This is a genomic window from Streptomyces broussonetiae (genome assembly GCF_009796285.1).
GTDB lineage: Bacteria > Actinomycetota > Actinomycetes > Streptomycetales > Streptomycetaceae > Streptomyces > Streptomyces broussonetiae.
The window spans coordinates 3,317,578-3,343,236 of the sequence record NZ_CP047020.1 but is presented as its reverse complement, the minus strand read 5'-3'; the positions used below and the strand labels follow the sequence as shown (position 1 = coordinate 3,343,236).

Genomic DNA, 25,659 nt, shown 5'->3' with positions numbered 1-25,659 from the left:
GATCGTCGTCGGCCCTGACGCCAGTGTGTAGGTACATCGAGCGCGAGGGTCTCGCCGAACTCCACAAAGCCGAAGGGCTTGACGAGGCGAACCTTCCTCTGCAAGATGAGGAACACGTATTACATGTTCCTCATGCAGGGTCCGGAGAGCAAGGCCTGGATTCCGCCCTGCGAAGAACTCAACAGAGTGCCGACCCAGCCGCCCGAACACGGGCGGTCGATGGGTGCGGGTCACCACCCCGACCGCCCATGTCGGGCCGGGTGACCTGCCCGGATCCGCCCTCCGGGGCGGTGACGGCATTGCGTGATCTGACATCGCGGAACCTTTCGCGGGCCGTACCGGCCCGCGCTGAGCACCAGTGCTCACGGTCCCCGACACCGGCGCCGTACTCGGCGGTGGGTGCCGGGTGGCCGTGAGCGCTCGTCCTGCACGAGACGCCGACGCACACGGCTCGCACCTTCCCGGGGAGCTCCGGGAGCCGCTGTTCGGGCCGTTCCACTGTGAGGAGAGACGCCATGAAGTACATCGTTGCTGGTCATGAGGCCGTCACCGACGCGGAGTTCGCGGAACTGGCCCTCGGTACTCCGGTTGAGCTGTGGCTGGGTGTCGAGGGCGAGACGGCCGAGGAACGCGCGGCCCGCCTGGACGCGGCGCGCGACATCCTCACCGACCCCCAGTTCCGCGACCTGCCCGACGACCTGATCTGCCTGGCCGCGCGGGTCGTCGACGAGAACCCGGACCTGTTCAACGTGGTCCCGCTCGTCCGCCCCGCCCGCCGCCGCGTGCTGCGCAAGGGGGTTGCGGCATGAACGAGGGTCTGACGCTGGACGACCTGGCCGCGCCGCTGCGAGCGCTGCGCCTGCTGGCCGCAGACTTCGGGCACCTGTCGGCACCGGCCGTGCGGGTGACCCCGATCTACCCGGAGCGGCTGGAGCTGGCCTTCCATGACGACCTGGCCGGGTTTGAGGGCTGGCGGGACGCGCTGGGCATCGCGCCGGACGCGGTGACCCACGGCACGCAGAGCGGCGGCCGTACGCGCGTGCTGCGGTCGTCCGTCGAATACGCGGGCGCTGAGCTGGAGCTGGTGGCCTACGCCCGGATCCCGGCTGAGGCGCTGGTGGGAGCGGCGGCCTGATGTCGGGGGCGTTCGGCAAGTGCTTCGACCCGACCGGCGACCGCTACGGCATCCCCACCTACCCGTGGCGCCTGGCCCCGGACGGCCTGGCCACCCGCCGTCAGCTCCGCGAGCGGGGCTTACGGCCGGGCGGTCAGCCGATCGCGGCGCAGGTCATGCGGGTCAACCGGCGGGCCGGAGGCGTGCGGGTCGGCTACCTCTACCGCGTCGACCGTGCCAAGCCGGTGCGGCCGATGACGTCCCGCAAGTGGGGCGCACTGGCGCTGGCGATGCTCGCGCGGCGCACCTGCCCCCGCTGCCGGCTCGATGTCGGCTACTGCATCCCGCGCTCCTACGGCATCTGCGGGATGTGCATCGTCACCGAGGAACAGCGCACCACCTGACCTGATCGAGACAGGAAGGTCCGATGAACGACACCCGAGAACGGTCCCTGAGCTGGGGCCAGGCACTCGTGCTGAGTGCCGCCGCGGTGCCCATGGTCGCGTTCGGCGGTCTGGGTGCGTGGGGCACCTACAGCAACATCACCTCCGTGTTCCATCGGTCGGCTACCGCGCTGGGGGTGGTCGCCGCGGGTGAGGGCGCGACGCTGGTTCTGGCGCTGACCCTGGTGGGACTTACCATGCTGGGCCAGTCCTCCCCGGTCGCTGTGCGGGTCGGTCTGTGGACGCTGCCGGCGGTGGCCTCCCTGACCGGCGCCGCAGTCGCGCCGACGGGGACGGAGTCGGTGGTGTTCGCCTTCACCCCGATGGCCATGTGCGTGGCCGCGGAGGGCATGGGCCTGCTGGCCCGCCGGATCGTGGTCTACCGCACCGGCGTGGACGCCGAAGCGCAGCGCCGCAACGCGGCCGTCATGCAGCGGCTCGCCTACCACCGGGCCCGCGCCGCGAACCACCCCGAAGAGGGCGCGCGCAAGGACTCGGAGCTGAAGTCGTGGAAGCTCGCGAAGAAGGTCGGCACCGGTGACGCCCTGCTCGGGGCGCACCTGGTCGGCGTCCAGCGTGAGCGGATGACGGCCGGCGCCGATGCCGCACTGGCGGGCATGTTCGCCCTGCCCGTCACGGCCCCCGCCCCCGGCGTGACGCCCGCCCCCGAGCCACCCGTCGTCGAGGGCGCGAACGAGGAGAGCGTCACGCCCCCCGTGACGGAGGAAGACACGCAGGTCGCGGCCGAAGTCGAGACCGTACCGCCGGAGCCCGTCACGCCCGTGACGGCCCCCGTCACACCCCCCGTGACGCTGGGGGAGATCGCGGCCGTGGCCGGGGTGCCCACCCCGCAGGCCGGCGAGCCGCTCACCGATGCACAGCTCGTCGTCGTCCTGCGGCACCTGCGCTACTCCGACGACCCGCCGCTGTCCTACCGCCAGGCCGTCACCGCGTTCCGCGAGGGCGGGTTCGTCGGCGGGGAACAGCGCGTGCGCAAGGCGTGGGGCTCGCTGATGTCCCATGAGGAATCGGAAGCCTGACCGTCGTCCGGCACCACCAATGAGGACCAGCCCAGTGGAAGTGGGCTGGCCCTCGTTGCGACTGCCGGAAGCAGTTGACCGCACCAGTGAAGCAGACCCGGTGAGCCCCGGCGAGCGGCACCCTCGCAGACCCGGCGAGCAGACCCGGTGAGCCCGCCCCCGGCACCTGCACAGACGGGGGTTGGGGCATCGCGTACCGCCCAACCGCCCCTCCAACCAAGGAGTTTCGCTGTGTCCAGCCGTACCCGCACCCGCAGCGTGAAGACGGCCGCGGGTGTCCACACCATCCACATCCCACGCCAGCGCGGGCGTCGGCGCGCTCAGCCGTTCGTGGTCGTCGTCCCGGAGCACCCCTCCCTGATCCGCGAAGCCGTCGGGTTCCTGGGACGGATGCTGTGGCGCTTCCGTGGCGCGCTCGCCCCCACTTTCCTGGCCGTGTCGGCATGGCCGCTGACCGCGATCCTGCACGCGCTCGCCTGGTGGTCCGGTCTGCTGATCGCGCCCCTGGCCGTCGCTCCCGTGCTGTGGCTCGGCTTCGTCCAGATCCGGCGACCGGCACGCACGGCCGCGGTCGTCTGGCGGGCCGGTCTGTCCCTGCTCGCCACGGCCGGGTTCGCCTGGCTGGCGCTGGCGGCCGGGTTCGGGCCGCTCGCGGGCCCGCTGCCCCTGATCTGGCTCCTGGCCTGGCTGGTCGCTCAGACCGCATGGCTCATCGTCCGCCGCTCCCACTGACCCGAAGGAAACCCGACTCATGGCAGACAACGGATCCGCCAACCGGGCCGCGAACCGGCGCTACCGGGAGGCTCAGCACGCAGGCCGGCCGCTCATCGACGGAGCCAACGGCTCCTACGCCAAGGGCGCGGTGAACAGCAAGAACTTCGGCGCATCGTTCGCGCCCGGGTTCACCCTCAACATCAACGCAGGCAACAAGACCACCAACGGCACAGGCGGCACCGGCGCTCGCAGCGGTGGCTCACGCGCTGAATCCCTGCTCCCGGCCCCGGAGTTCGGATCCCCGGCGCAGGTGCGGCAGTACTGCAACACCCTGCGCGCGGCGGCCGTGACGCTGTCCATCGAGGTGGCCATGGGTGCCGAGATCATGAAGGGCGTGCTGGCCGCGGTCCCGGACCCGGAGGGGCGCCCGTTCGGCTCCCGGGCCCGCGCCGCGAAGGTGGCCCGCAAATTGCAGAAGTCCGCCGACGCCCTGCGGGACGCCGCCAAGAACGCCGCGGCCTGCTACTCGACCTTCCAGCAGCAGTACGAGGAAGAGATCAACCGCGTCCGTCACCGTGCCCGCAGGCCGCAGCAGCCGGTCATGAACTGGGCTCAGCAGTAAGGAGGTTCGTTCCATGGCTGAGCGCGACGCACAGCATCAGCTTGCGGAGCTGCTGGAACTTCAGCTCCGGGGCGGCTCGGACGCTGGCGGGGTGGGCAAGTACCTGCTGCACCGGGCCAAGCCGCACATCCCGCCGTGGCTCGGGTGGGCCGGTACCGGCCTGGCCGGGGTGCTCGGTCACCTGCGGTGGGCCGACAGCGCACCGGCGGCCGTGGGCCTCACCCTGGGCTCGGTGGTGCTGACCGGCGCCACCTGGCTGATCGGCAAGAACACCAGTCAGCAGCGGCGCCTGCACTCAGCCATCACCGTGGCCGCGGGCTCCGCCTGGCTGACCGCGGCCTGCCTCGCGGGCCCGACCGCGAGCCCGGTCGGGGACCTGTACCTGATGGGCGGGCCAGCCCTGGCCCTGTCCTGGAACGTGCGCTTGATCCTGCGGCACAACCCAGACGCGTCCGGCGAAGGCTCGGACAAGGGCCTGTTGGAGAAGGTGGGTCTGGCCAGGGCGCAGATCGGCAACGCGAAGGTGGAGCCGAACCGCGTCACGGCGCCGGTCGCGCTGGAGGCGGGGACGCAGACCAACGACGACATGACCAAGGCACTGGGAAACATCGCCTCTGCCCTGGACCTGCCGACGGCGGCTGTCCGCTACACCCCGGATCCGGGCTCTGCCCGGCGCGGGGAACTGGTCATCGTGCCGGAAGACATGCTGGCCGAAGTCGTCGAGTGGGAAGGGCCGTCGAACCTGGGTGGTTCGATCGCTGAGCCGCTGATCATCGGCCGGTACGACGACGGCGCCCCGCTGGTGATCTGGCTTCCGGGCGACCCGGAGGCGGGCCGCAACTCCACCCACGTCCTGGTGGCAGGCGGTACCGGGTCCGGCAAGGGCGACACTGCCCTGAACCTGCTGACCGAGATCCTGTCCCGCCGGGACGTGATCGTGTGGTTCTCCGACCCGAAGGCGTTCCAGGACTTCGCCGCCCTGCGCCCTGGGCTGGACTGGGGCGTCGAGGGTGGCACCCCGACCGAAGTCATGGTGGCGTCCGTCGAGGCCGCGATCCCGGCGCGTACGCGCTGGCTAGGTGCCCACGGCTACCGGCAGTGGGTACCGGAGGCGGCGCAGGCACAGAACAGCCCGGAGCACACCTGTCGCCCGGACGGCCGGCCGTGCGGCTGTGACGGGATGCCGTTCCTGGTGGCCTGGTTCGAGGAGGCTGCCAACACCCTGCGCGCGCTGGGGGACGACGCGTTCACCGGCATCGCGCAGGAAGCACGTTCCGCCGGTATCTCGCTGATCGTGTCGCTTCAGCGGCCGTCGTACGACCAGATGTCCACTAGCACCCGCGCCTCTCTGCCGTCGGTGATCGCGCTGGGCTGCGACGCGCGCGACGAGGGGTTCTCGCTGTCGGACGAGGTCTTGGCCGCGGGCGCCCACCCCGGGGCGTGGGGCAACCGGCGTCCGGGCTACTGCTACGTCGTCTCGCCCGGCATCCCGGAGGACCGCTACCCCTCCCCGGGCCGCACCCGACGCTTCACGCACCGGGCCGTGCCGGTCATGGAACTGCTCGCTACCTGGGCACAGCGCAACGGCGCACACGCCGACCCCGTCACCGCCGGCGCCGCCTCCAGCGTCGCCGGACGCGCCTACACCGGCCGGGCCGCGTCCGGCACCGAGCAGCCGACGGCGCTTCGGGCCGTCGAGCAGGAGGAGGACGACATGGAGCAGGGCGGCTTGCTGGTGGATCCGGAGGACCGGGACATCGACCCGGAGGCCGACCTCCCCGCGTCGGAGGAGGGCGACGAGGCCCCGATCTTCGGGCAGGAGACGGGCCGCAAGCCGTCGCCGGAGGAGGCCCGGCGCCTGTTCGCGGACGCGCTGGCGGAGTTCGCGAGCGAGGGCCGAATGATCGTGGGCCCGAAGGACTTCACCGACTGGTGCGACCGGCACAACCTGTCCCGCTCCTGGGTGTCCCTGCGGCTCAAGGAAGCGGCGCAGGAGGGCCGGTTGGAGGCGACCAACACCACCGGCCGGTGGCGCATCGTCCCCGCCCTCACGGCCGCCTGACACCCGTAACGCGTTACGCCTGCCTAACACCCAAACCCCTAGGCAGGCACGCGTGTTACCCGCCCTGACAGCGGTCGATCACGCCGCCTAACACCTGCTCGTAACACCCTCCCGCGGGCCCGCGCTCACCCCTGGTGGCGCGGGCCCGCGGCCGTCCCGAAAGGAGTCCCCGTGAGCCACCCCGAGCGGCCCGCGGCCGTCGAAGTCCACCACCCCCAACCGATCACCGTGCACCCGCCCACCGCGCCCCTCGTACCGGTGCAGCCGGGCCCGCCGCCGGCCGTGCAGAGCATCGTCCTGCCCGACGGCCGCGTTGTCACCGGCTACACCCTCACCCCCGCGCCTGCCCCGGCACCGGTCGAGGCGCGGCCGGCCGTCTCGCGGACGGCGGTCAACATCGCCCTCGGAGGCATCGGGTTCGGCGCGGTGTGCGGCGGCCTGTTCCTGTTCACCTCGTTCATCGCCGCCCTGACCGCGTTCATCGCCCAGCTCATCATCCTGGCCGCCGTCATCTTCGGCGGATGGATCGCCGTGCAGGTTTTCGGCGCCACCGGCCATCACGAGGGCGGGACCACGGTCAACATCCGCAAGGCCGTCATCAAGCGCAACTACTTCCACGGCTGACCCCGACAGGAGACCCGTGTTCGAGATCCGCGTCATCTGCGACCGGGCCGACGCCGACCGTGTCAGCCGGGCCCTGGCCGCCGCGTTCGACACCGGCCCGGCACGCCAGTACCCCACCCGCGACGGCAAGCGCACCCGCCTGTACATCACCGCCGACCACCGCCCCGACACACCCGAAAGCGAGTGATCCCATGTCGTTCGGAGAGACCCCGATCACCATCATCGGCAACCTGACCGCCGACCCGGAACTGAAGTTCACCGCCTCCGGCCAGGCACTGGCTCGCTTCACGGTCGCTTCGACCCCGCGCACCTTCGACCGCGAGTCGAACCAGTGGAAGGACGGCACGTCCACATTCTTCCGCTGCGCCGCCTGGCGCACACTCGCCGAACACGTCGCCGAATCGCTGGGCAAGGGCTCGCGGGTCGTGCTTTCCGGCCGGATCCGTCAGCACGACTGGCAGACACCGGAGGGCGAGAACCGCTCGATGCTCGCCGTCGAGGTCGACGAGATCGGCGCGTCCCTGCGCTTCACCACCGTCCAGATCAACGGCAAGCGCACCAGCGGCGCCGCTCCGTCCGGCGACCCGTGGAACACCGGGGACAACCGTCCCGAGCCGGGCAACGAGCCGCCGTTCTAACCATGCCCGGGGCGACCGCCTCTCTCGCCAAAGACACGCGGTCGCCCCGGCCAACCAGTCCACAACAGACCTGTTGGAGGCATCCAGCATGACCCATCGCACCACCACACGGCGAGCGCACATGCTCTCCGCCGCTCTGGCCGCCGCCGCGCGCGGCTGGCACGTCCACCCGCTCCGCCCCGGCAGCAAGGCATCCGCCCTGCACGGCGAACATGCCTGCCCCCACACGGGCGAGTGCGCCGGCGGACACGTGAAGTGGGAGCAGCGCGCCACCACCGACCCCGACCGCATCCGCGCCGCGTGGACCGCGGGGGCGTTCAACGTCGGCATCGCCACCGGGCCCTCCGGCCTGGTCGTCGTCGACCTGGACGTACCCAAGGAGAAAAGCGGGAAGGGCAGTTCGGACGCGCCTTGCGGCGCGGCGACCTTTTCGGCGCTCTGCGAGCGCGCCGGACAGTCCTGGCCGACTACCTACACGGTGCGGACGCCCTCCGGCGGCATGCACCTGTACTTCACGGCCCCGCCAGGCGTGCGTCTGCCCTGCACGGCCAAGACCGTAGCGCCGAACGTCGACACCCGCGCGTGGGGCGGCAACATCGTCGCCGCAGGCAGCGTCACCACGGCCGGAGCGTACGAGGTGACCGATAACGCCCCCGTGGCGGTGCTGCCCGCGTGGCTGCTGCACCGCCTGCGGCCCGCGCCCGCACTGGCCCCGGCGCCCGCTCCGCTGCTGGTCCCGGGCGGGGCGACCCGTCGGGCCACGGTGGCGCTGGAGCGGGAGGCCGCGCGGGTCAGCAAGGCGCCGGAGGGGCAGCGGCATGACCTCCTGCTCAAGCGCACGATCGCCATCGGACGCTTCGTCGTCTGGGGAGAGATCGCCCGAGACATGGTCGCGGAGGCATTTGGGTTGGCCGGTGAGGCGGCCGGACTGCCGGCGGCCGAGTGCCACGCGACGATCCGGGACGCGCTGGCCTACTCCGCCCGTACCTGCCGCGCCCGGGGGACGGCATGAGCCACAACCCGCCCCGCCCGAAGCCCAAATGCACACCGGACACGGCCGGTCGCCCCGGCTCCGCCACCAGCGCGGTACGCCCGGCTGAGGGGTGCGGCCAAGGAAAGGCCGCCCGTCAGGGCGTCCTTTCATCCCTTCCCCGCGACCAGCACTCCAGCGGCCCGACCGGCGGTGACGGCCGCTTCCCCGTGGCCTGGCTCCACATCCGCGCACCGCGCGGCGCCACCCCTACAGCTACCTCGATGTGCCTGTGCGGCTGGGATCACAGCGCTAGCGGGCAGCGCAAGGTGCTCGCCCTGATCGCCGACCACGAAGCCCACCGAGACCTCTGCCCGCTCCGCACCACTCAGGAAGGGAGGAACGCCGCGTGACCAGCACCGAGACGCCCGCACCGCCCACCGACGGCGCCGTACTGCTCGATGAGGTCGAAGCGTTCCATCGGCGCTTCAACATCTTCCCCCTCGATGCCGCGTACGTCGCCGTCACTCTGTGGGACGCGCACGCCCACTTGCTGGACTGCTTCGACTCCACCCCGCGGATCGCGTTCCTCTCGCCGGAGCCGGGATCCGGCAAGTCTCGGGCGCTGGAGATCGTGGAAACCCTCGTGCCGTACCCGATGGTCGCGGTCAACGCGTCCGCGTCCGCGCTCTTCCGGGCGGTCTCTGGGATGGAGGGACGGCCCACGATCCTGTTCGACGAGATCGATACCATCTTCGGGCCCAAGGCCGGGGAGAACGAACAGCTCCGGGGGTTCCTGAACGCGGGACACCGCCGCTCCGGCGTCATGTGGCGGTGCGTGGGCGACGGCGCAAACCAGCAGGTACAGGAGTTCCCGTCGTTCTGCGCGGTCGCGGTCGCCGGACTCGGCTCGCTGCCGGACACGATCCTGACCCGCTCCGTCATCGTCCGCATGCGGCGCCGCGCGCCGAACGAGAAGGTGGAGCCGTTCCGTCAGCGCATCCACGAGAAGGAGGGTCACGCGCTGCGCGACCGGCTCGCCAACTGGGCACAGTCTGTGCGCCATCTGGTTGACGGGGTGTTTCCGGAGCTCCCGGAGGGCATCAGCGACCGGCCCGCGGACGTGTGGGAACCCCTGCTGGCAGTCGCGGAGGCGGCCGGCGGTGCGTGGCCGGAGCGGGCCCGCGCCGCGTGCGTCGAGCTGGTGAACGCGGCCAAGACCAGCGACAAGGGCAGCATCGGCATCCGCCTGTTGACCGACCTGCGTGACTACGTGTTCAACGGCATCGATCGCCTGCCCACCGTCGCCATCCTGGACCGGCTCCACAGCCTCGAAGAGGCGCCGTGGGCGGACATGAGCGGCAAGCCCCTGGACGCACGTGGCCTCTCGCGGATGCTGCGCGAGTACGTCACCGCGGACAACACCCCGATCGCGGCCCGCAACATCAAGACTGGCGGAAGCGTCATGAAGGGCTACTACGCGAGCGACCTTCACGACGCATGGCAGCGCTACTGTCCACCCCCCGCTCAAAGTGCGCTACTTCCGCTACCTCCGCTACCGGGCAGGTCAGAGCTCTGAAAACGGTAGCGGATGCGTGCCCCGCATCCGCTACCGCCGCGCCTCATCCGCTACCCGCTCCGTAGCCACCATCCCGGGGCCGGTAGCGGATCCATCCGCTACCGCTACCCCTATCCGCTACCTCGATCACGCCCCTGACCAGGGCGGTAGCGGAGGTAGCGGAAGTAGCGGACCTACAGGAGGGGGCCCGACGGGCTCCCTCCCTTCGTATGCCCCTTCCTCTGCCCTGAGGGGAGGCGGGCATGACCACTCCTTCCCGCCGACGCCACACGTCGAAGGACGAACTGATGCCCCTGAGCGAAGAGTCCCTCGCCACAGGAAGGACGTCATGAAGAAGTACCTGACGACCGCGGAAGTCGCCGACCGCTACCGCACGTCGCCCGCAACTGTCCGCTACTGGCGGTACGCCGGAACCGGCCCGCAGTGCTTCATCAGGCGCGGCCGACATGTTCTGTACGACGCCGAAGCGCTCGACAAGTTCGACGCTGAAGAGATCGGAGGCCGATGCGCAGCATGACCCGCAACGGCAACGAACCCCATCAGAGAGAACGCCACTTCATGGCTGACTCAGCTTGCTCTGGGGGGAGGGGAAGCGATGGCTGACGTGTATGACCGCTGGCACCTGTCCCGACCGCCGGCCGACGCCGAGCCGTGCGAAGCGCACAGCACCAAGACGGCGACCGTGTACCCGAGCGCAGAGCACGGAGTCGGGAAGCGCTGGCAGGTGCGCTACCGGGATCTGTCCGGCAAGCAGTGCAAGGAGAACTTCGAGAAGAGGACGGCCGCAGACTCCCGGGCCGCCAAGGTGAAGGCTGAACTCGACGGCGGCACGTTCGTGAACCGGGAGCTCGGCAAGCAGAAGTTCAAGGCTGTGGCTGAGCGCTGGCAGGAGACGGCCGTACACCGCGAGCGGACCGAGACGAACGTCGAGCGGGCCCTACGGCTGCACATCTACCCGACGTTCGGCAACCGGCAGATCGGCAGCATCCAGCGAGCAGACGGCCAGAAGTGGATCAAAGATCGGTCCGCGGTCATCGCCCCGTCGACGTTCGCGACGCCCTGGAACGTCTGCACCAGCATCCTGAAGATGGCCCACCAAGAGGGCATCATCCCGAAGTACCCGTGGGAGGGCCTCAAGCCTCCCGAGGTGTTCTATCCGGAGATTCACCCGCTCGACCCGGAGGCGGTGAAGGCGTTGATCGCCACCGCGTCCCCGCGATATCGCGCGCTGGTGCGGCAGGCGGCTTCCACTGGACTCCGCCAGGGCGAGCTGTTCGGTTTGGAAGACGACGAGCCGACCGGGACCGTCGCGGTCAAGCAGCAGCTAATCGGCCCCGACAAGGGCGTGCCGTACCTGGGAGAGCCGAAGACCAAGCAGAGCTATAGGGCAGTGCCTCAGGGGCAGTCTGTCGTCGACGAGGTCGAGCGGCATCGCAAGGAGTTCCCGCCCAAGGTCGTGTACATCGAGGACCGGACGAACCCGCGTAAGCCCGTGTGGCGCCATGCTCGGCTGCTGTACACCAGCGAGACGGGCGGGGCGATCCGGCGCGGCAGCTGGGCGAAAGTGTGGGCCCGCAACATCAAGCGGGCGAACGCCTACCTGGCGAAGTCCGGCAGCAAGGTACGCGTCCCCGAGGGCACTACGCTTCACGACCTGCGCCACTTCTACGCCTCCGTGCTGATCAAGAACGGGGCGACACCGAAGCAGGTTCAGATGCGCCTCGGTCACGCTAAGCCATCGATCACGCTGAACGTCTACACGCATCTGTGGGAGGCGGAGGCGGATCGGACGGCCGACATGATGGAAGCCGTCCTGAGCGATGTGCCCTGAGAGTGCCCCGAGGGCATGGAAAACGGCTGACTTCCCAGGTAGGGAAGTCAGCCGTACACCCTGTGCGGGGGTGCCGCCTCTCCGGCGTGCCGCCTCCCTCCTCGGGTCACGCCCTCCCCGTTCGGATCACGCCATCCGCGTTCAGATCACGCCCTCCGTGTTCACCGGACCCACCTGGAAGATCCCGGAGCAGGTCGTCCAGGGGGCCGGTATCAGGGCTGCGGTGCGGGAGGCCGGCGGGTAGACCCGCAGGTAGGTGCCGGTGCGCAGGCAAGGGCCGCCCACCGGGCCGTTGGCGGTGCGGATGACCGACGCGGCCGAGTGCCCCGGAGCGAGCGTGACCGTGCCGTAGGAGCTGCCGCTGCGGGTGGCCGCCGGGCCGAGCTGGTGGTGGGCGGCGTCCAGGACGCTGACGCCCGGGTAGCCGCGCAGGGCGCAGCTGGTGGTGCTGGTGTCGGTGAACCGGACCGGCCAGTACACCGAGCCGGCCGCACCCTCCTTGCGGCCCATGGAGAGATACAGGTCGCTCACCGTGCAGGTACGGACAGCGGCCGAGGTCCGGGCCGCCGTCGGCGTCGCGCTCCATGCCGCTCCCGCCGCCGTCAGCCCCAGGAGCGCCGCGGTCAGTACGGTGGCCGCGCCGCGCCCGGGCAGTGGCCGGAACAGTCTCGGAAGAGTTGAGTGACGAAGCATGCGATATTCGCCTCCATCGGGCGAATCGGTGGATGAAGGTCACTGTGTTGGATGCGCCCCGGGCCGGAAAAGTTGTGCGATGTCCGCAGGATCTGGAGAGATTCGGCCAAGGGCCCGCTGAACCGTCGCCGCGGCCCGTCCTCCGGCGGGTGACACATCGCCGAAACGCGCCTTTCGTAATCATCGCGCAAGGTTGATCGTTGGGCCGTGCATCGATGACCGACGTCAGGGGGCACAGACGATGACCATGAGCCGCAGGGCACTGCTGGTCGCGGGAGCCGGGGCCGGAGCGGGCCTGCTCGCCGCGTGCGGGTCCAACAACGGCCGCGGCGGCGGGAGTTCGGGTACCCAACTGTCGCAGTGGTACCACCAGTACGGCGAGCCCGGGACCCAGCAGGCCGTCCAGCGGTACGCCGCCGCCTATCACCGGGCCCGCGTCAAGGTGCAGTGGCGGCCGGGGAACTACGACCAGCAGACCGCCGCCGCCCTCCTCACCGACTCCGGACCCGATGTGTTCGAGGTCAACGGGCCCACCCTCGACCAGATCCAGGGCGGTCAGGTCGTCGATCTCAGCGATCTGCCGGCCGGCGTCAAGGACGACTTCAATCCGGCCGTCCTCACGCCCAAGACCCACGACGGCCGGATCTGGGGCATCCCGCAGGTCATCGACATGCAGATGCTCTACTACCGCAAGAGCCTGCTGAAGGACGCCGGGGTCGCGCCGCCCACCAGCCTGGACGCCCTCGTGGACGCGGCCCGCAGGCTCACCGGAAGCAAGGTCAAGGGGCTGTTCCTGGGCAATGACGGGGGAGCCGGGGTGCTCGGCGGAACTCCCCTGTACGCCGCGGGACTTCAGCTCGTCACCGAGGACGGAGCCGTCGGATTCGACGATCCCGCCGCCGCCCGCACCCTCGGCAAGCTGCACCGGCTCTACGCCGACAAGTCCCTCCTGCTCGGCGCGCCCGCCGACTGGTCCGACCCGTCCGCCTTCCTCCAGGGGCTGACCGCGATGCAGTGGACCGGGCTGTGGGCGCTGCCGCAGATCGAGAAGGAACTCGGCGACGACTTCGGGGTGTTGCCGTTCCCCCCGGACGGCAGCCAGGGCAGGCCCGGCGTGCCCGTGGGCGCGTACGGGGCCGCCGTCAGCGCGCGCAGCAGGCACAAGGACGCCGCCAAGGACTTCGTGAAGTGGCTGTGGGTCGAACGGACCGACTACCAGCAGGACTTCGCGCTGTCGTACGGCTTCCACATCCCGGCCCGGATCTCCCTGGCCAGGAAGGCCGCCCGGCTCAGGTCCGGCCCCGCCGCCGAGGCCGTGCGCCTCACCACCGACCACGGATACGCCCAGCCTCTGCTGTGGACGCCGGCCGCGCAGGTCGCCTACCAGGACGCGCTCAGCCGGATCATCACCGGCGGGGCGAGTCCGGAGCGTGAACTGCGGGCTGTCGTACGGAAGGTGGCCGGTGAACTCGAGCGCGTGAAGAAGAAGCCGTGAGGCGCCGCAGAGCGCTGTGGTTCTGGGTGTTCGTCGGGCCGTTCGCCGCCGGGCTGGCGCTCTTCACCTACGTTCCGCTGCTGTGGAGCGTGGGCCTGAGCTTCTTCGACGCGCAGAACACCGTCACGCCCACGCACTTCGTCGGGCTGGACAACTACACGGCGATGCTCGAGGACGACGCGTTCGTCGACAGCCTGAGGACCTTCCTGGTCTTCACCGCCTTCATCGTCCCTGTCACCTACCTCGTCTCCCTCGCGCTCGCTCTCATGGTCAACCGGGTGCGGCGGGCGCGCGCCTTCTTCCGGTCCGTCTTCTTCCTGCCGGCCGCGTGCAGCTATGTCGTCGCCGCCCTGGTCTGGAAGATGTCGATCTTCAACGGGGTGCGGTTCGGGCTGGCGAACACCGTGCTGGGATGGTCCGGGGGTGATCCCGTGGCCTGGCTGGCCGGCACCCGTCCGCCCTGGTACTGGCTGGTCATCGTCACCGTACGGCTGTGGCTGCAAGCCGGCTTCTACATGATTCTCTTCCTCGCCGGCCTCCAGCGGATCGATCCGGTGCTGTACGAGGCCGCCGCCGTGGACGGGGCCCGGCCCGGCTGGACGGTGCTGCGGCACATCACCCTGCCCCAGCTGCGGGCCACCTCGGTCGCGGTGCTGCTGCTGCTCGTGATCAACGCCTTCCAGGCCTTCGACGAGTTCTACAACCTGCTGTCCGACGCCCGGGGCTATCCGCCCTACGCCCGCCCGCCGCTGGTCTACCTCTACTACACCGCCCTCGGACAGGGGCAGAACCTCGGGCTCGGCAGCGCGGGCGCGGTGATCCTCGCGCTGATCATCGCGGTCGTCACGCTGGGGCAGGCACGGTGGCTGCGGCTGGGAAGGACGGACGCCGATGGATGACGCCCTGGTACGGGCCGGGCGGGCGCTGCGGCTGGCGCTGCTGATCGTGCTCGCCGTGGTCTTCCTCATCCCCTTCTATCTTCTGGTGCGCAACGGGCTGTCCAGCGAACAGGACATCACCTCGCCCCAATGGACCTTCTTCCCGAAGGAGTTGGAATGGGGCAACGTCCGGGAGCTGTTCGACGACCCGTCCGTCCCCTTCGCCCGCTCCCTGCTCAACTCCGCGCTGATCGCCGTCGCCACCACCCTCGGCACGCTCGTCCTGGCCTCCCTCGCCGGCTACGGCCTCGCCCGCATCCCGTACCGGCACGCGAACAAGGTCTTCTACGGCATCCTCGGCACCCTGCTGGTCCCGGCCGCCGTCACCTTCGTACCGAGCTTTGTGCTGGTGTCCTCGCTGGGCTGGATCTCGACCCTGCGCGGGCTGATCGTCCCGACGCTGTTCTCGGCGTTCGCGTGCTTCGTCTTCCGGCAGTACTTCCTCGGATTCCCGCGGGAACTGGAGGACGCGGCGCAGGTCGACGGGCTCGGGTACTGGCGTACGTACTGGCTGGTGGTCGTGCCGGGCGCCCGGCCGGTGTTCGCCGCCGTCGGGACGATCGTGTTCCTCGGCGCGTGGAACTCCTTCCTGTGGCCCCTGGTGATCGGGCAGGACCAGAGCGCCTGGACTGTGCAGGTCGCGCTGTCGTCCTTCACCACGTCCCAGGTCGTCCGGCTGCACGAGCTGTTCGTCGCCGCTGTCGTGTCCGTCCTGCCGCTGCTGCTGGTGTTCCTGCTCTTCCAGCGGTGGATCGTGGCGGGGGTGGAGCGTTCGGGGATCGACTGATCCCCGAACGGTTCACAGCGTGGCGCCGCTGTCCACCACCAGGTCCGTGCCGACCACCGACGCCGCGTCGTCCGAGGCCAGGTAGAGGACGGCGGCGGCGATCTCCCGGGTGGCGGCGATGCGGCCGAGCGGGAGAGTGGCGCGGGCGCGCTCGGCCCGGTCCGGCTCCGTCTCGCCCGGGCGCAGGGACATCGAGGTCTCGGTCGCACCCGGGCTGACGACGTTGATCCGCACGCCGTCACGGATGTGGTCCAGGGCGGCGCCCCGGCTGAGCGCGGTCACGGCGGCCTTGCTCGCGGCGTAGGCGGCGGCTTCGGGGGAGGCGGTGTGCAGGCCGAAGGTGGAGGAGATGTTCACGATCGCGCCGCCCGCCGGCTGGGTGCGCATCCGGCGGACCTGGGACTGCAGGGCCAGGAAGACGCCGGTGACGTTGGTGGCCAGCTGGGCGTGCCAGTCCTCCTCGGGCAGGTCCGCGAGGGGCTGCCCGCCGCGGAAGACGCCCGCGTTGTTGACCGCCACGTCGAGCGAGCCGAATCGGTCGACGGCGGCCCGCACCAGCGCCTGCGCGTCGGCGGCCCGGCTCACGTCGGCGCTCACCGCGAGAGCCTTGCCGCCCTGCCCCTCGATGAGACGGACGGTTTCGTCCAGCGGCTCCTGCCGCCGTCCGGCCGCGACGACCTGGGCGCCCTCGGCCGCAAGGGCGAGGGCGACGGCGCGTCCGATGCCGGAGCCCGCGCCGGTGACCAGGGCCGTCCTGCCGGAGAAGCGGTGCGTCATGGGAGTCCCCTTATCTAGAACGTTCGGTTCAGTATGAGAGGAAAGACAACGCCCTCCGTGGAGGGCGTGATTCTTCCTGTGGTCAGGCGAGCAGCATCAATGCCTGCTCCGCCGCGTCCCGCACGCGTGCCGGGTCCGCCGACGCCTTGCCGACGACCCGCAGGCCCTGCATCAGCACCACCAGCATGCGGGCCAGGGCGAGCGGGTCGCGGTCGGCCGGCAGCTCGTCCTGGCTCTGGGCGCGGACCAGCGCGGCGTGCAGCAGTGTCTCCAGGTGGTCCCAGCTGCGCTCGACGCGCCGGGCGGCGGCCGGGTCGTGCGGGGCCAGTTCGGCGGCCGTGTTGGTGATCAGGCAGCCGTCCAGCCGCCCCGGCTCCTCGGCCGCCTCCGCCGCGAAGCGCCGTACGACCGCCCGTACGGCCGGCAGGGCGGGGCCCGGCCGGGACAGCTCCCGCACGGTCCGGGTGTGCCCCGCCTGCGCGTAGCGCTCCAGCGCCTTCAGGTACAGCTCGTGCTTGCTGCCGAACGTCGCGTACAGGCTCGCCCGGCCGATGCCCAGGCGGTCGACCAGGTCGGCCATCGACGTCGCCTCGTAGCCGCGCCGCCAGAACAGCTCCAGGGCTGCCTGCAGCGCGGCGTCCGGATCGAACTCCTTGGTTCTGGCCACATGCCGCAGCCTAGATCATTCTTGAACGACCGATCAAGCTCGACGGGTCAGGCCGGCTCGGGCCGGGCCAGGCGCACCGCGTACGCGGCCACCCGTACCGACGCGTCGTCCAGGCACTCCCCGCCGACCAGGTCGAAGCGCTGCTTGAGCAGGGGAGAGGCCACGAACGGGCGGCCCTCGTGGGTGCCGGTCAGACCGCGGGACAGGACGGCAGCGCCGGTGAACGGGTCGCGGTTGTCGATGGCGTAGAGCCGGTCGGAGCGGTCGCGGAACAGGGCCGCCTGGCGGCCGTCCGGCAGCAGGACGGCCGCCCCGCGCCCGGGCAGCAGCGCGTCCAGGTCACAGGCGGTGAACCAGCCCTCGGCCAGCTCGAGTTGGACCTTCAGGGCGGTGGTCTCGGCGGTCAGGGTCATCGCTGGGTGCTTCCTTCCAGGACGTCGTCGGCGGGCCGCATGCCGATGGCCAGCAGCGGCAGGTCGGGCTTGATCTGGTCGCGCTCGGGCACGAAGGAGACGACCGGGTCGGGGGTGTCCGGGGCGTTGACGAAGGACACGAACCGGGCGAGCTTCTCGGGGTCGCCCACGGTCTCGGCCCACTCGTCCCGGTAGTGGGCGACATGCGCCCGCATCAGCGCCTCCAGCTCGTCGCAGATGCCGAGACTGTCGTGCACCACCACGTCGCGTACGTGGTCCAGGCCGCCCGGGATCCGCTCCAGCCAGACGCTGGTGCGCTCCAGGCGGTCGGCCGTGCGGATGTAGAACATCAGGAACCGGTCGATCAGGCGGACCAGTTCGGCGTCGGACAGGTCCTGCGCCAGCAGGTCCGCGTGGCGCGGGGTGGCGCCGCCGTTGCCGCCGACGTACAGGTTCCAGCCGCCCGCGGTGGCGATCACGCCGAAGTCCTTCGACCGGGCCTCGGCGCACTCGCGGGCGCAGCCCGAGACCGCCGACTTCAGCTTGTGCGGCGAGCGCAGGCCCCGGTACCGCAGCTCCAGGTCGATCGCCATGCGCACCGAGTCCTGGACGCCGTAGCGGCACCAGGTGGAGCCCACGCAGGACTTCACCGTGCGCAGCGCCTTGCCGTAGGCGTGCCCGGACTCGAAACCGGCGTCCACCAACCGTGCCCAGATCAGCGGGAGCTGTTCGGCCCGGGCGCCGAACATGTCGATCCGCTGGCCGCCGGTGATCTTCGTGTAGAGGCCGAAGTCCCGGGCGATCTCACCGATCACGATCAGCTTCTCTGGCGCGATCTCACCGCCGGGGATGCGCGGCACGACCGAGTACGAACCGTTCTTCTGCAGGTTGGCGAGGTGGTGGTCGTTGGTGTCCTGCAAGGTCGCCTGCTCGCCGTCGAGGACGTAGCCGCTCGCGCCGATCGCCGGGGCGAGGGAGGCGATGATCGAGCCGACGGCCGGCTTGCAGGTCTCGCAGCCGTCGCCGCCCCGGGCGCCCGCACGGCCGTGCCGGTCGAGCAGCTCCCGGTACGACGTGAGCCGCAGGGTGCGGACGATCTCGTACAGCTCCTCGCGGGTCTGTGCGAAGCAGCCGCACAGGCCCTTGTCGACCTCGACGCCGGACGCCTCCAGCTCGGCGTCGACCAGCTGCCCGAGGACCTTGACACAACTGCCGCAGCCCGTACCGGCCCTGGTGCACGTCTTCACCTCGGGCAGGCCGGTGCACCCGTGCTCCGTCACCGCCCCGCGGACGGTGCCCTTGCTGACGTTGTGGCAGGAGCAGATGACCGCCTCGTCCGGCAGCGCGGACGGGCCGAGCCGGGCCCCCGCATCCGCGTCGGCGGGCAGGACGAGGGACTCGGGGGAGACCGGCGGCACCGAGCCGGTCAGCGCGCGCAGGGTGCCGTACGCCTCCGCGTCGCCGATCAGGATGCCGCCGAGCAGCGTGCCGTCCCGGCCGATGACCAGCTTCTTGTACAGGCCCGCGCGGGAGTCGGAGTAGACGACGTCCAGGCAGTCCTCGGCGGTGCCGTGCGCGTCGCCGAAGGACGCCACGTCCACGCCGAGCAGCTTGAGCTTGGTGGACAGGTCGGCGCCGGTGAACGTCACCTGCTCGGTCTCGTCGGCGGCGATGGTGGCGGCCGCGGTCTGCGCCTGCTCGTAGCCCGGCGCGACCAGGCCGTACACCCGGCCGTCCGCCGCCAGCGCGCACTCGCCGATCGCGAAGACGTGCGGATCGGTGACCGTACGGCACCGCTCGTCCACGCTGATGCCGCCGCGCGCGCCGACCGCGAGGCCGCAGTCCCGGGCCAGCTGGTCGCGCGGGCGGACACCGGCGCTGAACACCACCATGTCGACGGGGAGTTCGCGGTCGTCGGACAGCTTCATGCCGGTGACCGAGCCGTCCGCGCCGGTGACGATCTCCTGGGTGCCCACGCCCGTGTGCACGCTCAGGCCCATGCCCTCGATGGTCCGCAGCAGCGCCGCGCCGCCGCCCTCGTCCACCTGCACCGGCATCAGGCGCGGCGCGAACTCCACGATGTGCGTGTCCAGGCCGAGGCCCTTGAGCGCGCCGGCCGCCTCCAGGCCCAGCAGCCCGCCGCCGACCACGGCACCCACCTGTGCTGTCGACCGCGCGTACGCCTCGATCGCGAGCAGGTCCTCGATCGTGCGGTAGACGAAGCAGCCGGCCGCGTCCCTGCCCGGGACCGGGGGGACGAAGGGGTAGGAGCCGGTGGCCAGGACGAGGGTGTCGTACGCGAGGACCCGGCCGGAGCGGGCCGTGACCCTTTTCGCCTCGCGGTCGATCGTCTCGGCCGGGTCACCGACCCACAGCTCGATGCCGTGGGCCTCGATGAACCCCATGTCGGTCAGCGAGAGGTCCTCGGCGGTCCTGCCCGAGAAGTACGAGGTGAGGGCGACGCGGTCGTATGCCGGGCGCGGCTCCTCGCAGAGCACGACCACGCGGTGCGTGGCGGTCAGGCCGCGCTGCGCGAGTGCTTCGAGGAAACGCTGGCCGACCATGCCGTGGCCGACGAGCACGATCGTGGGGGTGGCCCCCGGGGCGCTGGTCATCAGGAGCCTCCGTCGTGGGTGAGCAGGGGGAAGGGGCCCGTCGCCGGGTCGGCCGGGGCGGCGCACGGGTTGCGGTGCAGCGGGCGGTGCCCGCTCCGGCAGGCAACCCGGCGCCCGCGCCGGCTCCTCGCGGGGCGTGGCCGTACCCCGACCGCGACGACCGCGAGCCCCGTCTTCGGGGTGTGGCCGGCCGGCGGCCCGTCGCCCCGGCCGACGGTCCCGGCGGCCCGGTCGCGGCCGGTGCCCCGGGTGCGCATCGGGTGGCCGGGTGCCGGGAGGGCGGTCGCCTCCGGTGCGTACCGGCCGGCCGGCACCTCGGCGGGCCGGACCGGTTGGTACGTCGGGTGGTCCTCCGCGCCGATGAGCGGCGCGGGGGTGCCCGAGCGCCCCGGCCGGGCGGGGCGGCGGGCGAGCCGTACGCCCGCCGGGCCGACGCCGATCACCACCACACGCCTGTCCGAGGTCATGTCCCTGAGCGTGCGATGGCGACGTTACCCGGCCGCATCACCTCTGTTTCCCGCGCGGAACGCTGCCCTCAGCGGGCCCCGGCCGGGGGTGTGAGGGCCTTGCCCGGCGCGCCGCGCCGGGCGGTGGGCCGGGGCCGCGATCAGGCCGGGAAGCGGACGGGCGTGGTGGCCTGGCCGAGTTCGGCGACGGTGAGGGTGTCCAGCAGCCCGGTGGCGCGGCCGGCCGCCTCGGCCGGGGTCGTCCCGGTGGTGGCGATCATGGCCCAGCGGTCCGGCACGCAGGCCACCGCCCGCGCCAGGCTCCCCGCGGCGCACCGGGCGGCGGCGACGGCCTCGAGCCGGCGCAGGGTGGCCCAGGGCGCGGGCCGGAACACGCGGGTGGCGGCGTACTCGTCGGCGACGCCCAGGCGCCGGGCCTCCTCCAGGAAGGCCCGCAGGCACTCCGCACCGTTCGAGGAGAGGTTGAAGTCGAGGGCACCGACGACCAGCCGCTCGCCGAACCGGCCGCCGAGCCGGCCGAGCGCGAAGTCGACCCCGCCCGTGACCAGCGTCAGCCGGCTGCCGTCCGCGCGGCCGGGCGCGCCGATGAAGGCCGTGCGGATGGACTCCAGTGACGTGCGGATCGTCCGGTAGACGGTGTCCGGCAGGCCGAGTCCGGTCCAGCCCGCCTCGTCGACGTAGGTGTTTCCCGCCCACACGAAGCCGTCGAGCGCCTGCAGCGTGATGCCCTCGGCGACCTGCCCGTGGCGGAAGTGGCCGGAGGGCGCCACCGGAACCCGGCTGCCGCCCAGCTCCACCGGCAGGAACTCGACCCAGGCCTCCAGCAGATAGTCGTCGCCCACCACGTGGGCCTCCCGGGCCACCGCGGCCAGCCGGCCGCTGTCGGTGAGGTCGAGGTTGCCGGTGATCCGGGCTCCGCCACCCGCCTCACTCGGTTTCAGGGCCGCGGTGGTCGTTCCGTAGCGGCTGCGCAGCAGCTCCGCGGCCCGCAGGACCCCGGCGGTGAAGGTGCGCAGGTCGGCACGTTCGCGTGGCACCAGGTACCCGGGCAGTACCGGGACGCTCAGGCCGAGGTGTTCGTACACCTCGCTGAGTCGCTGCTCGGCGGCGAGCAGTTCCTCGGCGGACCGCCCCTGCGGGTCCAGCCGCGCGGCGGCGTCGACGCTGGGGTGAAGGTGCCGCTTGCAGTTCCACCGGGTGGCTATGTCGGGGCCGTTCGCGTCCGTGACCAGCGCGGGCAGGCCGGCCGCACGGCGCAGCCACAGCAGGAAGATCTGCATTTCCAGGTCGAGGGCGTAGAGCCGGATCACGGCGTCGGAGCGAGAGCGCAGCCAGTCGATGATCCGGCGCAGCGGGGTGACCGCGCCCCGGTCGTGCTCGGCGGCCATGACCAGGAGTGCGTGGCTGAGGTAGTAGTGCTCCCGGTCGCCGAGGTCGACGGCGGGAACGCCGCTGATCCCGACGGCTTCGGCCCAGGGAGCGGTGCGGCCCACGCTGAGGTCGTCCGCGGTGGCGAGGAGGACCGAGCGGGCCTCGGTGTAGGTGGTCACGTCGTGGGGGCTGCGTCCCGCCGCCAGATCGTCCACCTCGGCCTCGAAGGCGCGCAGGGTCCCGGTGGTCGAGTGCAGCAGCAGCGCGGGCGGCCGGTGACCGGTCCGCTGGCGGTACGGGAGCAGCTCCTGTGCGGCCGCCACCGGCACGGACGCACAGTCCATCCCGATCAGCCGGTCCGCGAAGGCGGCCACCTCCCGGTCATCGAGCACCCGGGGCCCGGTGTAGAGGCCCTTCCAGGGGACCACCCGGCCGTCCGGCATCCGGTGGTCGGAGGTGGGGAAAGGGGACAGCATGGTACGGCTCGTCACCCGGCTCGGACGGCCCGGAGCACCGCGGTGACGTAGGAAGGTCCGGCGTCCCGCCCGCACGGCATTTTGCGCTTTCGCCAGGTCTGCGTCTGTGTCATGGGCAACAACCTCGACCTTCGGGCGAGACTTCCGTGTCCCGGCGCACCCGGATCCATGTTCGAAGAGGCCACGGGCAACCGCAACTCGGCGAGCGGCCCGCGGGCCGCTCGCCCACCGTTCGCCCGGAAGCGCTCAGGCGCTCCCCGTCAGATGGGCGAACACCACCACGTTGCCCTGATAGCCGGTCGCCCTGGAGTAACCGCCGCCGCAGGTGATGACGCGGAGTTCGGGGCGGGAGGCCGCGCCGTAGACCTTCTCGTCGGGGAAGTCGCGGGCCGCGTACACCTCCACCGCGTCCACCGTGAAGACGGCGACCGTGCCGTCGCGGCGGTCCACCTCGATGCGGGCGCCGCGCTCGAGCGCGCCGAGGTCGTAGAAGACGGCGGGGCCCTCGGCGTTGTCGACGTGGCCGGCGACGATCGCGGTGCCCGTCTCGCCGGGCATGGTGCCGGCCTCGTACCAGCCCGCCAGGTTCTTGTTCTGCGCGGGCGGTACGTCCAGGCTGCCGGAGCGGGTGAGGGCCAGGCCCATCAGCGGGGCGTTCACGCGGATCGAGGGGATGCGGATCCGGGTCGGCGGGGAGGGGGCCAGGGCGGGGACGGCGGGGCCCCCGCCGCCCGGATCCAGGCGGCCCTCTGCGCCCGCGGGCTGCGGCGGCGCGTGCGTCCCGGTGCCGAGCAGCCACACCCCGGAACCGAGGGCGGCGACCGTGACCGCGGCTATCGCGGTGTCGCCGAGCCTGGCGCCCCGGCCGCGCCCGGCGTTCCTGCCGCGCCTGGCGTTCCTGCGCATAGCGATCAACCCTTCTCCCGGAGGCGGACCCCCGAAGACCCCCTCCCCCTCCGGGCCGCGAGGGGCGTCGGACCCGGAGGGGGCGGGATGTGCGGTACCGGCGGACGGACAGCGGAGGGTGTCCGTCAGATCCCGTCGCCTCTCGCCCGGCGATGCAGGAGCCAGGTACCACCCGCGGCGGCGACGGCCAGCGCCGCCACACCCGCCGCGGTCTGCACGGGGTCGCGGCCGAGTGCGCCGCCGACCCCCGTCTTCAGACTTCCGCGCGGCTGCTGCGCCGCGCTCAGGGCCACCACCAGGTCGCCCCGCACCTGCCGGTTGCCCTCGGCGCACTTCGCGACGATCTCGTACGTCCCCGGCTGTGCGCTCTCCGGCACCTGGAACTGGCCGATCGCCTGGCCCTCGTGCGTGCTGGGCGCCAGGGCGAAGACGCCGGCGCCGACCGCGCCCGCGTCCCCGGTCGCCGCGCCCGAGTTCCCGCACGCGCCGGTGTTCACGGTGACCTGGCCGCCGGGCACCACGGTGGAGGGGAACACCTCCAGGCTGCTGGCGCTGCCGGCCCAGGCGGGGGCCGCGGCCGCGCCGACGAGCGCGATACCGGTCAGCAGTCGGGCGGTGCGGCGCATGGTGCTCCCCAGAGCTTCGCGTTTCGGTTCCCAGGGGATCGCCCCTGCCCTACCGAGGTAAGTCGCAGTCCGGCACTTCCGCCTCCTGACGCCTCGTCAGAAATGAGGCGAACGGGTGTCGTCCCCGCCCTCCGTACGGCCTATCCCGCATGAGGTTTCGGCAGGTCACGGGCGCAGGGGAGGTCGCGCGAGGATCCAGTGCGAAAAGCACACGAATGGAGCGGCGGTGCCGTTGAACGGGTGAGGGTGCGTCAGCGCACCGCCGGACACGGTCCGGCAACCGGCGCCGGCAGCACCACCTCCGCCAGAGGGCCGTGGTCAGCAGGGTCGCGGTGGTGACGGCGACGCCGGCGGTGGTGGTGAGGCGACGGGGTCCTCGGACATGCTGCCGTATCCGGCTCATCCGTCTCCTGGGGATGGCGCCAGGTCAAGGCGTGGGGATGGCGCTGCTGCCGACAGAGATGACATTTCATGTCCACAGCGTCTTGATGGAGATGTGTGAGGGGCGCGAGGGGGTGAAGAATCGTTTCCGTGATCACGTCGGACCCCGGGACCCCGCTGCCCTTCTTCGTCTACGGCACCCTGCGCCCGGGCGCGGCCAACCACGACCTGTTCCTGCGGGGCCGCACCGCCCGCGAGGAACCGGCCCGCCTCCCGGACGCGATGCTCTACGACGGCCCCGGTTACCCCTACGCCGTCGAGCGTCAGGGCGCGGACGTGCGCGGCGAGTTGGTCACCGCCCGCCCGGAGTCGTACGGCGAGCTGCTCGCCGCCCTGGACCGGCTGGAGGAGTACGCCCCGGGCGACCCCCGCAACCTTTACGAACGCGTCACCCGGCTCGTCGTGCGCGCCGACGGCAGCTCCGCCCCGGCGTGGGTCTATCTCGCCGCCCCGCGCGTCGCCGCCCGGCTGCGTGCCACCGGTACTCCCATCGAGGACGGCGACTGGCTGTCCGGCCGCTGAGTCAGCCCAGCAGGGTCTGCCCCTCGGGTACGGCGATCCCGAACTCCTGCGCCACCACGCGCCGCGCCTGCGCCTCGTCCGCGAGCTTGCGCTCGGTGACCGTGCCGTCGGGCCGGGTCTCGGTCAACCGGGCGCCGTCCAGGCAGAGATGGTGCTCGGCGGTGGCCCGCTGCAGATACGGCCGGCGGGTGAAGGGGGAGCGGGGATTGGTGCCGACGTGCCAGTTGAACACCTCGTAGTCCGCGGCGGCGAACGGCTCCAGCGTGAACGCGTACTGGCCGACCCAGTCCCGGCCGTCGAACGCCTGCAACTCCAGCAGTTCCAGCGGTCCTTCGTGCGACAGCGGCACGAGCCGGTGCCTGCGGCCGCCGCCCTCGAACTCGGCGCCGGTGACCAGCGGGACGGGCGCCAGCAGCGAGCCGACGGCGCCGAAGCCCACGTCCGCGAGGTACGGCTCGGGCTCGCCCGGCACCGGGACGCGCAGCATCATGTGCGTGCGCGGCCGGCTCCAGGGCGTCGGGGCACCCAGCACCACCCGCGCGGCCAGGCCGCCGACCCGGAAGCCGAGCGCCTGAAGGGCGAGCCGCATGAGGGTGTTGTGCTCGTAGCAGTACCCGCCTCGACGACCGCGGACCATCTTGGCCATGAGATCGCCGGCCGCCAGCGAGGGCGCCCGGCCGCTCAGCGGCTCCAGGTTCTCGAAGGGCAGGGACAGCGCGTGGGCCAGATGGACGCCCCGCAGCGTCGCCACATCGGCCTGCCGGCCGCCCTGCCACCCGATCCGTTCCAGGTAGGCGTCGAGGTCGAACTGCTCGGTGTCGGACATGG

General features: G+C 71.8%; 28 protein-coding genes. 18 read left to right on the top strand and 10 right to left on the bottom strand.

Annotation, left to right across the window (positions count from 1 at the left end; all coding sequences use genetic code 11):
- The first annotated feature begins 515 nt into the window (after nt 1-515).
- From GQF42_RS15480 to GQF42_RS15420, 14 genes are all read left to right on the top strand, one after another.
- Complete coding sequence (locus tag GQF42_RS15480; RefSeq protein ID WP_158920262.1) at nt 516-809, top strand: hypothetical protein; 294 nt, start codon at nt 516-518, stop codon at nt 807-809.
- A complete protein-coding gene (locus tag GQF42_RS15475; protein ID WP_158920260.1) occupies nt 806-1,135 on the top strand; it encodes a hypothetical protein in 330 nt (109 codons plus the stop codon). The genes GQF42_RS15480 and GQF42_RS15475 overlap by 4 nt, the downstream gene beginning before the upstream one ends.
- Complete coding sequence (locus tag GQF42_RS15470) at nt 1,135-1,518, top strand: RRQRL motif-containing zinc-binding protein (protein WP_158920258.1); 384 nt, start codon at nt 1,135-1,137, stop codon at nt 1,516-1,518. Before GQF42_RS15475 ends, GQF42_RS15470 begins: the two co-directional genes overlap by 1 nt.
- 23 nt (nt 1,519-1,541) lie before the next feature.
- On the top strand, nt 1,542-2,597 hold the full coding sequence (locus GQF42_RS15465) for a hypothetical protein (protein ID WP_158920256.1): 1,056 nt from the start codon (nt 1,542-1,544) through the stop codon (nt 2,595-2,597).
- Between the two features lie 231 nt (nt 2,598-2,828).
- Entirely contained in the window at nt 2,829-3,329 is a 501-nt protein-coding gene (locus GQF42_RS15460) for a hypothetical protein (RefSeq protein ID WP_158920254.1), read from the top strand.
- A gap of 19 nt (nt 3,330-3,348) precedes the next feature.
- Nucleotides 3,349-3,933 carry a plasmid transfer protein TraA gene (gene traA / locus GQF42_RS15455; protein ID WP_158920252.1) on the top strand — a complete coding sequence of 195 codons (585 nt, stop codon included), beginning with the start codon at nt 3,349-3,351 and terminating at the stop codon, nt 3,931-3,933.
- A gap of 13 nt (nt 3,934-3,946) precedes the next feature.
- Entirely contained in the window at nt 3,947-5,995 is a 2,049-nt protein-coding gene (gene traB, locus GQF42_RS15450) for a plasmid transfer protein TraB (RefSeq protein WP_199272692.1), read from the top strand.
- 171 nt (nt 5,996-6,166) lie between these two features.
- Nucleotides 6,167-6,619, top strand: coding sequence for a hypothetical protein (locus GQF42_RS15445; protein ID WP_158920250.1), 453 nt, complete (start codon nt 6,167-6,169; stop codon nt 6,617-6,619).
- Nucleotides 6,620-6,635: 16 nt separating this feature from the next.
- Entirely contained in the window at nt 6,636-6,806 is a 171-nt protein-coding gene (locus GQF42_RS44930) for a hypothetical protein (protein ID WP_199272691.1), read from the top strand.
- A 4-nt stretch (nt 6,807-6,810) separates the two neighbouring features.
- The gene (gene ssb, locus GQF42_RS15440; RefSeq protein ID WP_067039434.1) at nt 6,811-7,257 is read left to right on the top strand and encodes a single-stranded DNA-binding protein; all 447 of its coding nucleotides are present in this window, start codon (nt 6,811-6,813) and stop codon (nt 7,255-7,257) included.
- Between the two features lie 88 nt (nt 7,258-7,345).
- On the top strand, nt 7,346-8,269 hold the full coding sequence (locus GQF42_RS15435) for a bifunctional DNA primase/polymerase (protein WP_158920249.1): 924 nt from the start codon (nt 7,346-7,348) through the stop codon (nt 8,267-8,269).
- 367 nt (nt 8,270-8,636) lie between these two features.
- Nucleotides 8,637-9,806, top strand: coding sequence for a DUF3631 domain-containing protein (locus GQF42_RS15430; RefSeq protein ID WP_158920248.1), 1,170 nt, complete (start codon nt 8,637-8,639; stop codon nt 9,804-9,806).
- Between the two features lie 328 nt (nt 9,807-10,134).
- Complete coding sequence (locus GQF42_RS15425) at nt 10,135-10,323, top strand: helix-turn-helix domain-containing protein (RefSeq protein WP_158920246.1); 189 nt, start codon at nt 10,135-10,137, stop codon at nt 10,321-10,323.
- A gap of 207 nt (nt 10,324-10,530) precedes the next feature.
- Entirely contained in the window at nt 10,531-11,637 is a 1,107-nt protein-coding gene (locus GQF42_RS15420; protein WP_233273355.1) for a tyrosine-type recombinase/integrase, read from the top strand.
- A 141-nt stretch (nt 11,638-11,778) separates the two neighbouring features.
- Here GQF42_RS15420 and GQF42_RS15415 read toward each other — a convergent pair whose 3' ends face one another.
- The gene (locus GQF42_RS15415; RefSeq protein ID WP_158920242.1) at nt 11,779-12,330 is read right to left on the bottom strand and encodes a DUF4232 domain-containing protein; all 552 of its coding nucleotides are present in this window, start codon (nt 12,328-12,330) and stop codon (nt 11,779-11,781) included.
- Nucleotides 12,331-12,571: 241 nt separating this feature from the next.
- Between GQF42_RS15415 and GQF42_RS15410 the strand changes: the two genes are divergently transcribed.
- Genes GQF42_RS15410 through GQF42_RS15400 form a run of 3 tightly spaced genes read left to right on the top strand, consistent with a single transcriptional unit; the run spans nt 12,572 to nt 15,550 of the window.
- A complete protein-coding gene (locus GQF42_RS15410; protein WP_199272690.1) occupies nt 12,572-13,825 on the top strand; it encodes an ABC transporter substrate-binding protein in 1,254 nt (417 codons plus the stop codon).
- Nucleotides 13,822-14,724: a carbohydrate ABC transporter permease gene (locus GQF42_RS15405; protein WP_158920240.1), complete on the top strand. Its 903-nt coding sequence runs from the start codon at nt 13,822-13,824 to the stop codon at nt 14,722-14,724. Before GQF42_RS15410 ends, GQF42_RS15405 begins: the two co-directional genes overlap by 4 nt.
- A complete protein-coding gene (locus GQF42_RS15400) occupies nt 14,717-15,550 on the top strand; it encodes a carbohydrate ABC transporter permease (RefSeq protein ID WP_158920238.1) in 834 nt (277 codons plus the stop codon). The genes GQF42_RS15405 and GQF42_RS15400 overlap by 8 nt, the downstream gene beginning before the upstream one ends.
- A 12-nt stretch (nt 15,551-15,562) precedes the next feature.
- On the opposite strand, the gene GQF42_RS15395 is transcribed toward GQF42_RS15400, so the two are convergent.
- The 8 genes from GQF42_RS15395 to GQF42_RS15360 form a co-directional block, all read right to left on the bottom strand.
- The gene (locus GQF42_RS15395; protein WP_158920236.1) at nt 15,563-16,327 is read right to left on the bottom strand and encodes an SDR family NAD(P)-dependent oxidoreductase; all 765 of its coding nucleotides are present in this window, start codon (nt 16,325-16,327) and stop codon (nt 15,563-15,565) included.
- A gap of 82 nt (nt 16,328-16,409) precedes the next feature.
- Nucleotides 16,410-16,994, bottom strand: coding sequence for a TetR/AcrR family transcriptional regulator (locus GQF42_RS15390; protein ID WP_158920234.1), 585 nt, complete (start codon nt 16,992-16,994; stop codon nt 16,410-16,412).
- 47 nt (nt 16,995-17,041) lie between these two features.
- Nucleotides 17,042-17,407 carry a nitrite reductase small subunit NirD gene (nirD, locus tag GQF42_RS15385; protein WP_158920232.1) on the bottom strand — a complete coding sequence of 122 codons (366 nt, stop codon included), beginning with the start codon at nt 17,405-17,407 and terminating at the stop codon, nt 17,042-17,044.
- Nucleotides 17,404-20,022, bottom strand: a complete 2,619-nt coding sequence (gene nirB / locus GQF42_RS15380) for a nitrite reductase large subunit NirB (RefSeq protein ID WP_158920231.1) — start codon at nt 20,020-20,022, stop codon at nt 17,404-17,406. Before nirB ends, nirD begins: the two co-directional genes overlap by 4 nt.
- The gene (locus tag GQF42_RS47685) at nt 20,022-20,489 is read right to left on the bottom strand and encodes a hypothetical protein (protein ID WP_158920229.1); all 468 of its coding nucleotides are present in this window, start codon (nt 20,487-20,489) and stop codon (nt 20,022-20,024) included. The genes nirB and GQF42_RS47685 overlap by 1 nt, the downstream gene beginning before the upstream one ends.
- Before the next feature lie 140 nt (nt 20,490-20,629).
- A complete protein-coding gene (locus GQF42_RS15370; RefSeq protein WP_158920227.1) occupies nt 20,630-22,336 on the bottom strand; it encodes a hypothetical protein in 1,707 nt (568 codons plus the stop codon).
- 246 nt (nt 22,337-22,582) lie between these two features.
- Entirely contained in the window at nt 22,583-23,242 is a 660-nt protein-coding gene (locus GQF42_RS15365; RefSeq protein ID WP_158920225.1) for a class F sortase, read from the bottom strand.
- A 125-nt stretch (nt 23,243-23,367) separates the two neighbouring features.
- Complete coding sequence (locus tag GQF42_RS15360) at nt 23,368-23,868, bottom strand: hypothetical protein (protein WP_158920223.1); 501 nt, start codon at nt 23,866-23,868, stop codon at nt 23,368-23,370.
- Between the two features lie 531 nt (nt 23,869-24,399).
- Between GQF42_RS15360 and GQF42_RS15350 the strand changes: the two genes are divergently transcribed.
- The gene (locus GQF42_RS15350) at nt 24,400-24,831 is read left to right on the top strand and encodes a gamma-glutamylcyclotransferase family protein (protein WP_158920219.1); all 432 of its coding nucleotides are present in this window, start codon (nt 24,400-24,402) and stop codon (nt 24,829-24,831) included.
- A 1-nt stretch (nt 24,832) separates the two neighbouring features.
- Here the strand turns inward: GQF42_RS15350 and GQF42_RS15345 are convergent, their stop codons facing one another.
- The gene (locus tag GQF42_RS15345; protein WP_158920217.1) at nt 24,833-25,657 is read right to left on the bottom strand and encodes an arylamine N-acetyltransferase family protein; all 825 of its coding nucleotides are present in this window, start codon (nt 25,655-25,657) and stop codon (nt 24,833-24,835) included.
- Nucleotides 25,658-25,659: the final 2 nt, after the last annotated feature.

Coding starts and splice junctions, on each gene's coding strand:
- GQF42_RS15465 (WP_158920256.1), top strand. CDS start 1,542: ATGAACGACACCCGAGAACGGTCCCTGAGCTGGGGCCAGGCACTCGTG.
- nirD (WP_158920232.1), bottom strand. CDS start 17,407: ATGACCCTGACCGCCGAGACCACCGCCCTGAAGGTCCAACTCGAGCTG.
- GQF42_RS15400 (WP_158920238.1), top strand. CDS start 14,717: ATGGATGACGCCCTGGTACGGGCCGGGCGGGCGCTGCGGCTGGCGCTG.
- traB (WP_199272692.1), top strand. CDS start 3,947: ATGGCTGAGCGCGACGCACAGCATCAGCTTGCGGAGCTGCTGGAACTT.
- GQF42_RS15410 (WP_199272690.1), top strand. CDS start 12,572: ATGACCATGAGCCGCAGGGCACTGCTGGTCGCGGGAGCCGGGGCCGGA.
- GQF42_RS47685 (WP_158920229.1), bottom strand. CDS start 20,489: ATGACCTCGGACAGGCGTGTGGTGGTGATCGGCGTCGGCCCGGCGGGC.
- GQF42_RS15425 (WP_158920246.1), top strand. CDS start 10,135: ATGAAGAAGTACCTGACGACCGCGGAAGTCGCCGACCGCTACCGCACG.
- GQF42_RS15480 (WP_158920262.1), top strand. CDS start 516: ATGAAGTACATCGTTGCTGGTCATGAGGCCGTCACCGACGCGGAGTTC.
- GQF42_RS15470 (WP_158920258.1), top strand. CDS start 1,135: ATGTCGGGGGCGTTCGGCAAGTGCTTCGACCCGACCGGCGACCGCTAC.
- GQF42_RS15370 (WP_158920227.1), bottom strand. CDS start 22,336: ATGCTGTCCCCTTTCCCCACCTCCGACCACCGGATGCCGGACGGCCGG.
- traA (WP_158920252.1), top strand. CDS start 3,349: ATGGCAGACAACGGATCCGCCAACCGGGCCGCGAACCGGCGCTACCGG.
- GQF42_RS15395 (WP_158920236.1), bottom strand. CDS start 16,327: ATGACGCACCGCTTCTCCGGCAGGACGGCCCTGGTCACCGGCGCGGGC.
- nirB (WP_158920231.1), bottom strand. CDS start 20,022: ATGACCAGCGCCCCGGGGGCCACCCCCACGATCGTGCTCGTCGGCCAC.
- GQF42_RS15345 (WP_158920217.1), bottom strand. CDS start 25,657: ATGTCCGACACCGAGCAGTTCGACCTCGACGCCTACCTGGAACGGATC.
- GQF42_RS15415 (WP_158920242.1), bottom strand. CDS start 12,330: ATGCTTCGTCACTCAACTCTTCCGAGACTGTTCCGGCCACTGCCCGGG.
- GQF42_RS15475 (WP_158920260.1), top strand. CDS start 806: ATGAACGAGGGTCTGACGCTGGACGACCTGGCCGCGCCGCTGCGAGCG.
- GQF42_RS15435 (WP_158920249.1), top strand. CDS start 7,346: ATGACCCATCGCACCACCACACGGCGAGCGCACATGCTCTCCGCCGCT.
- ssb (WP_067039434.1), top strand. CDS start 6,811: ATGTCGTTCGGAGAGACCCCGATCACCATCATCGGCAACCTGACCGCC.
- GQF42_RS15360 (WP_158920223.1), bottom strand. CDS start 23,868: ATGCGCCGCACCGCCCGACTGCTGACCGGTATCGCGCTCGTCGGCGCG.
- GQF42_RS15365 (WP_158920225.1), bottom strand. CDS start 23,242: ATGCGCAGGAACGCCAGGCGCGGCAGGAACGCCGGGCGCGGCCGGGGC.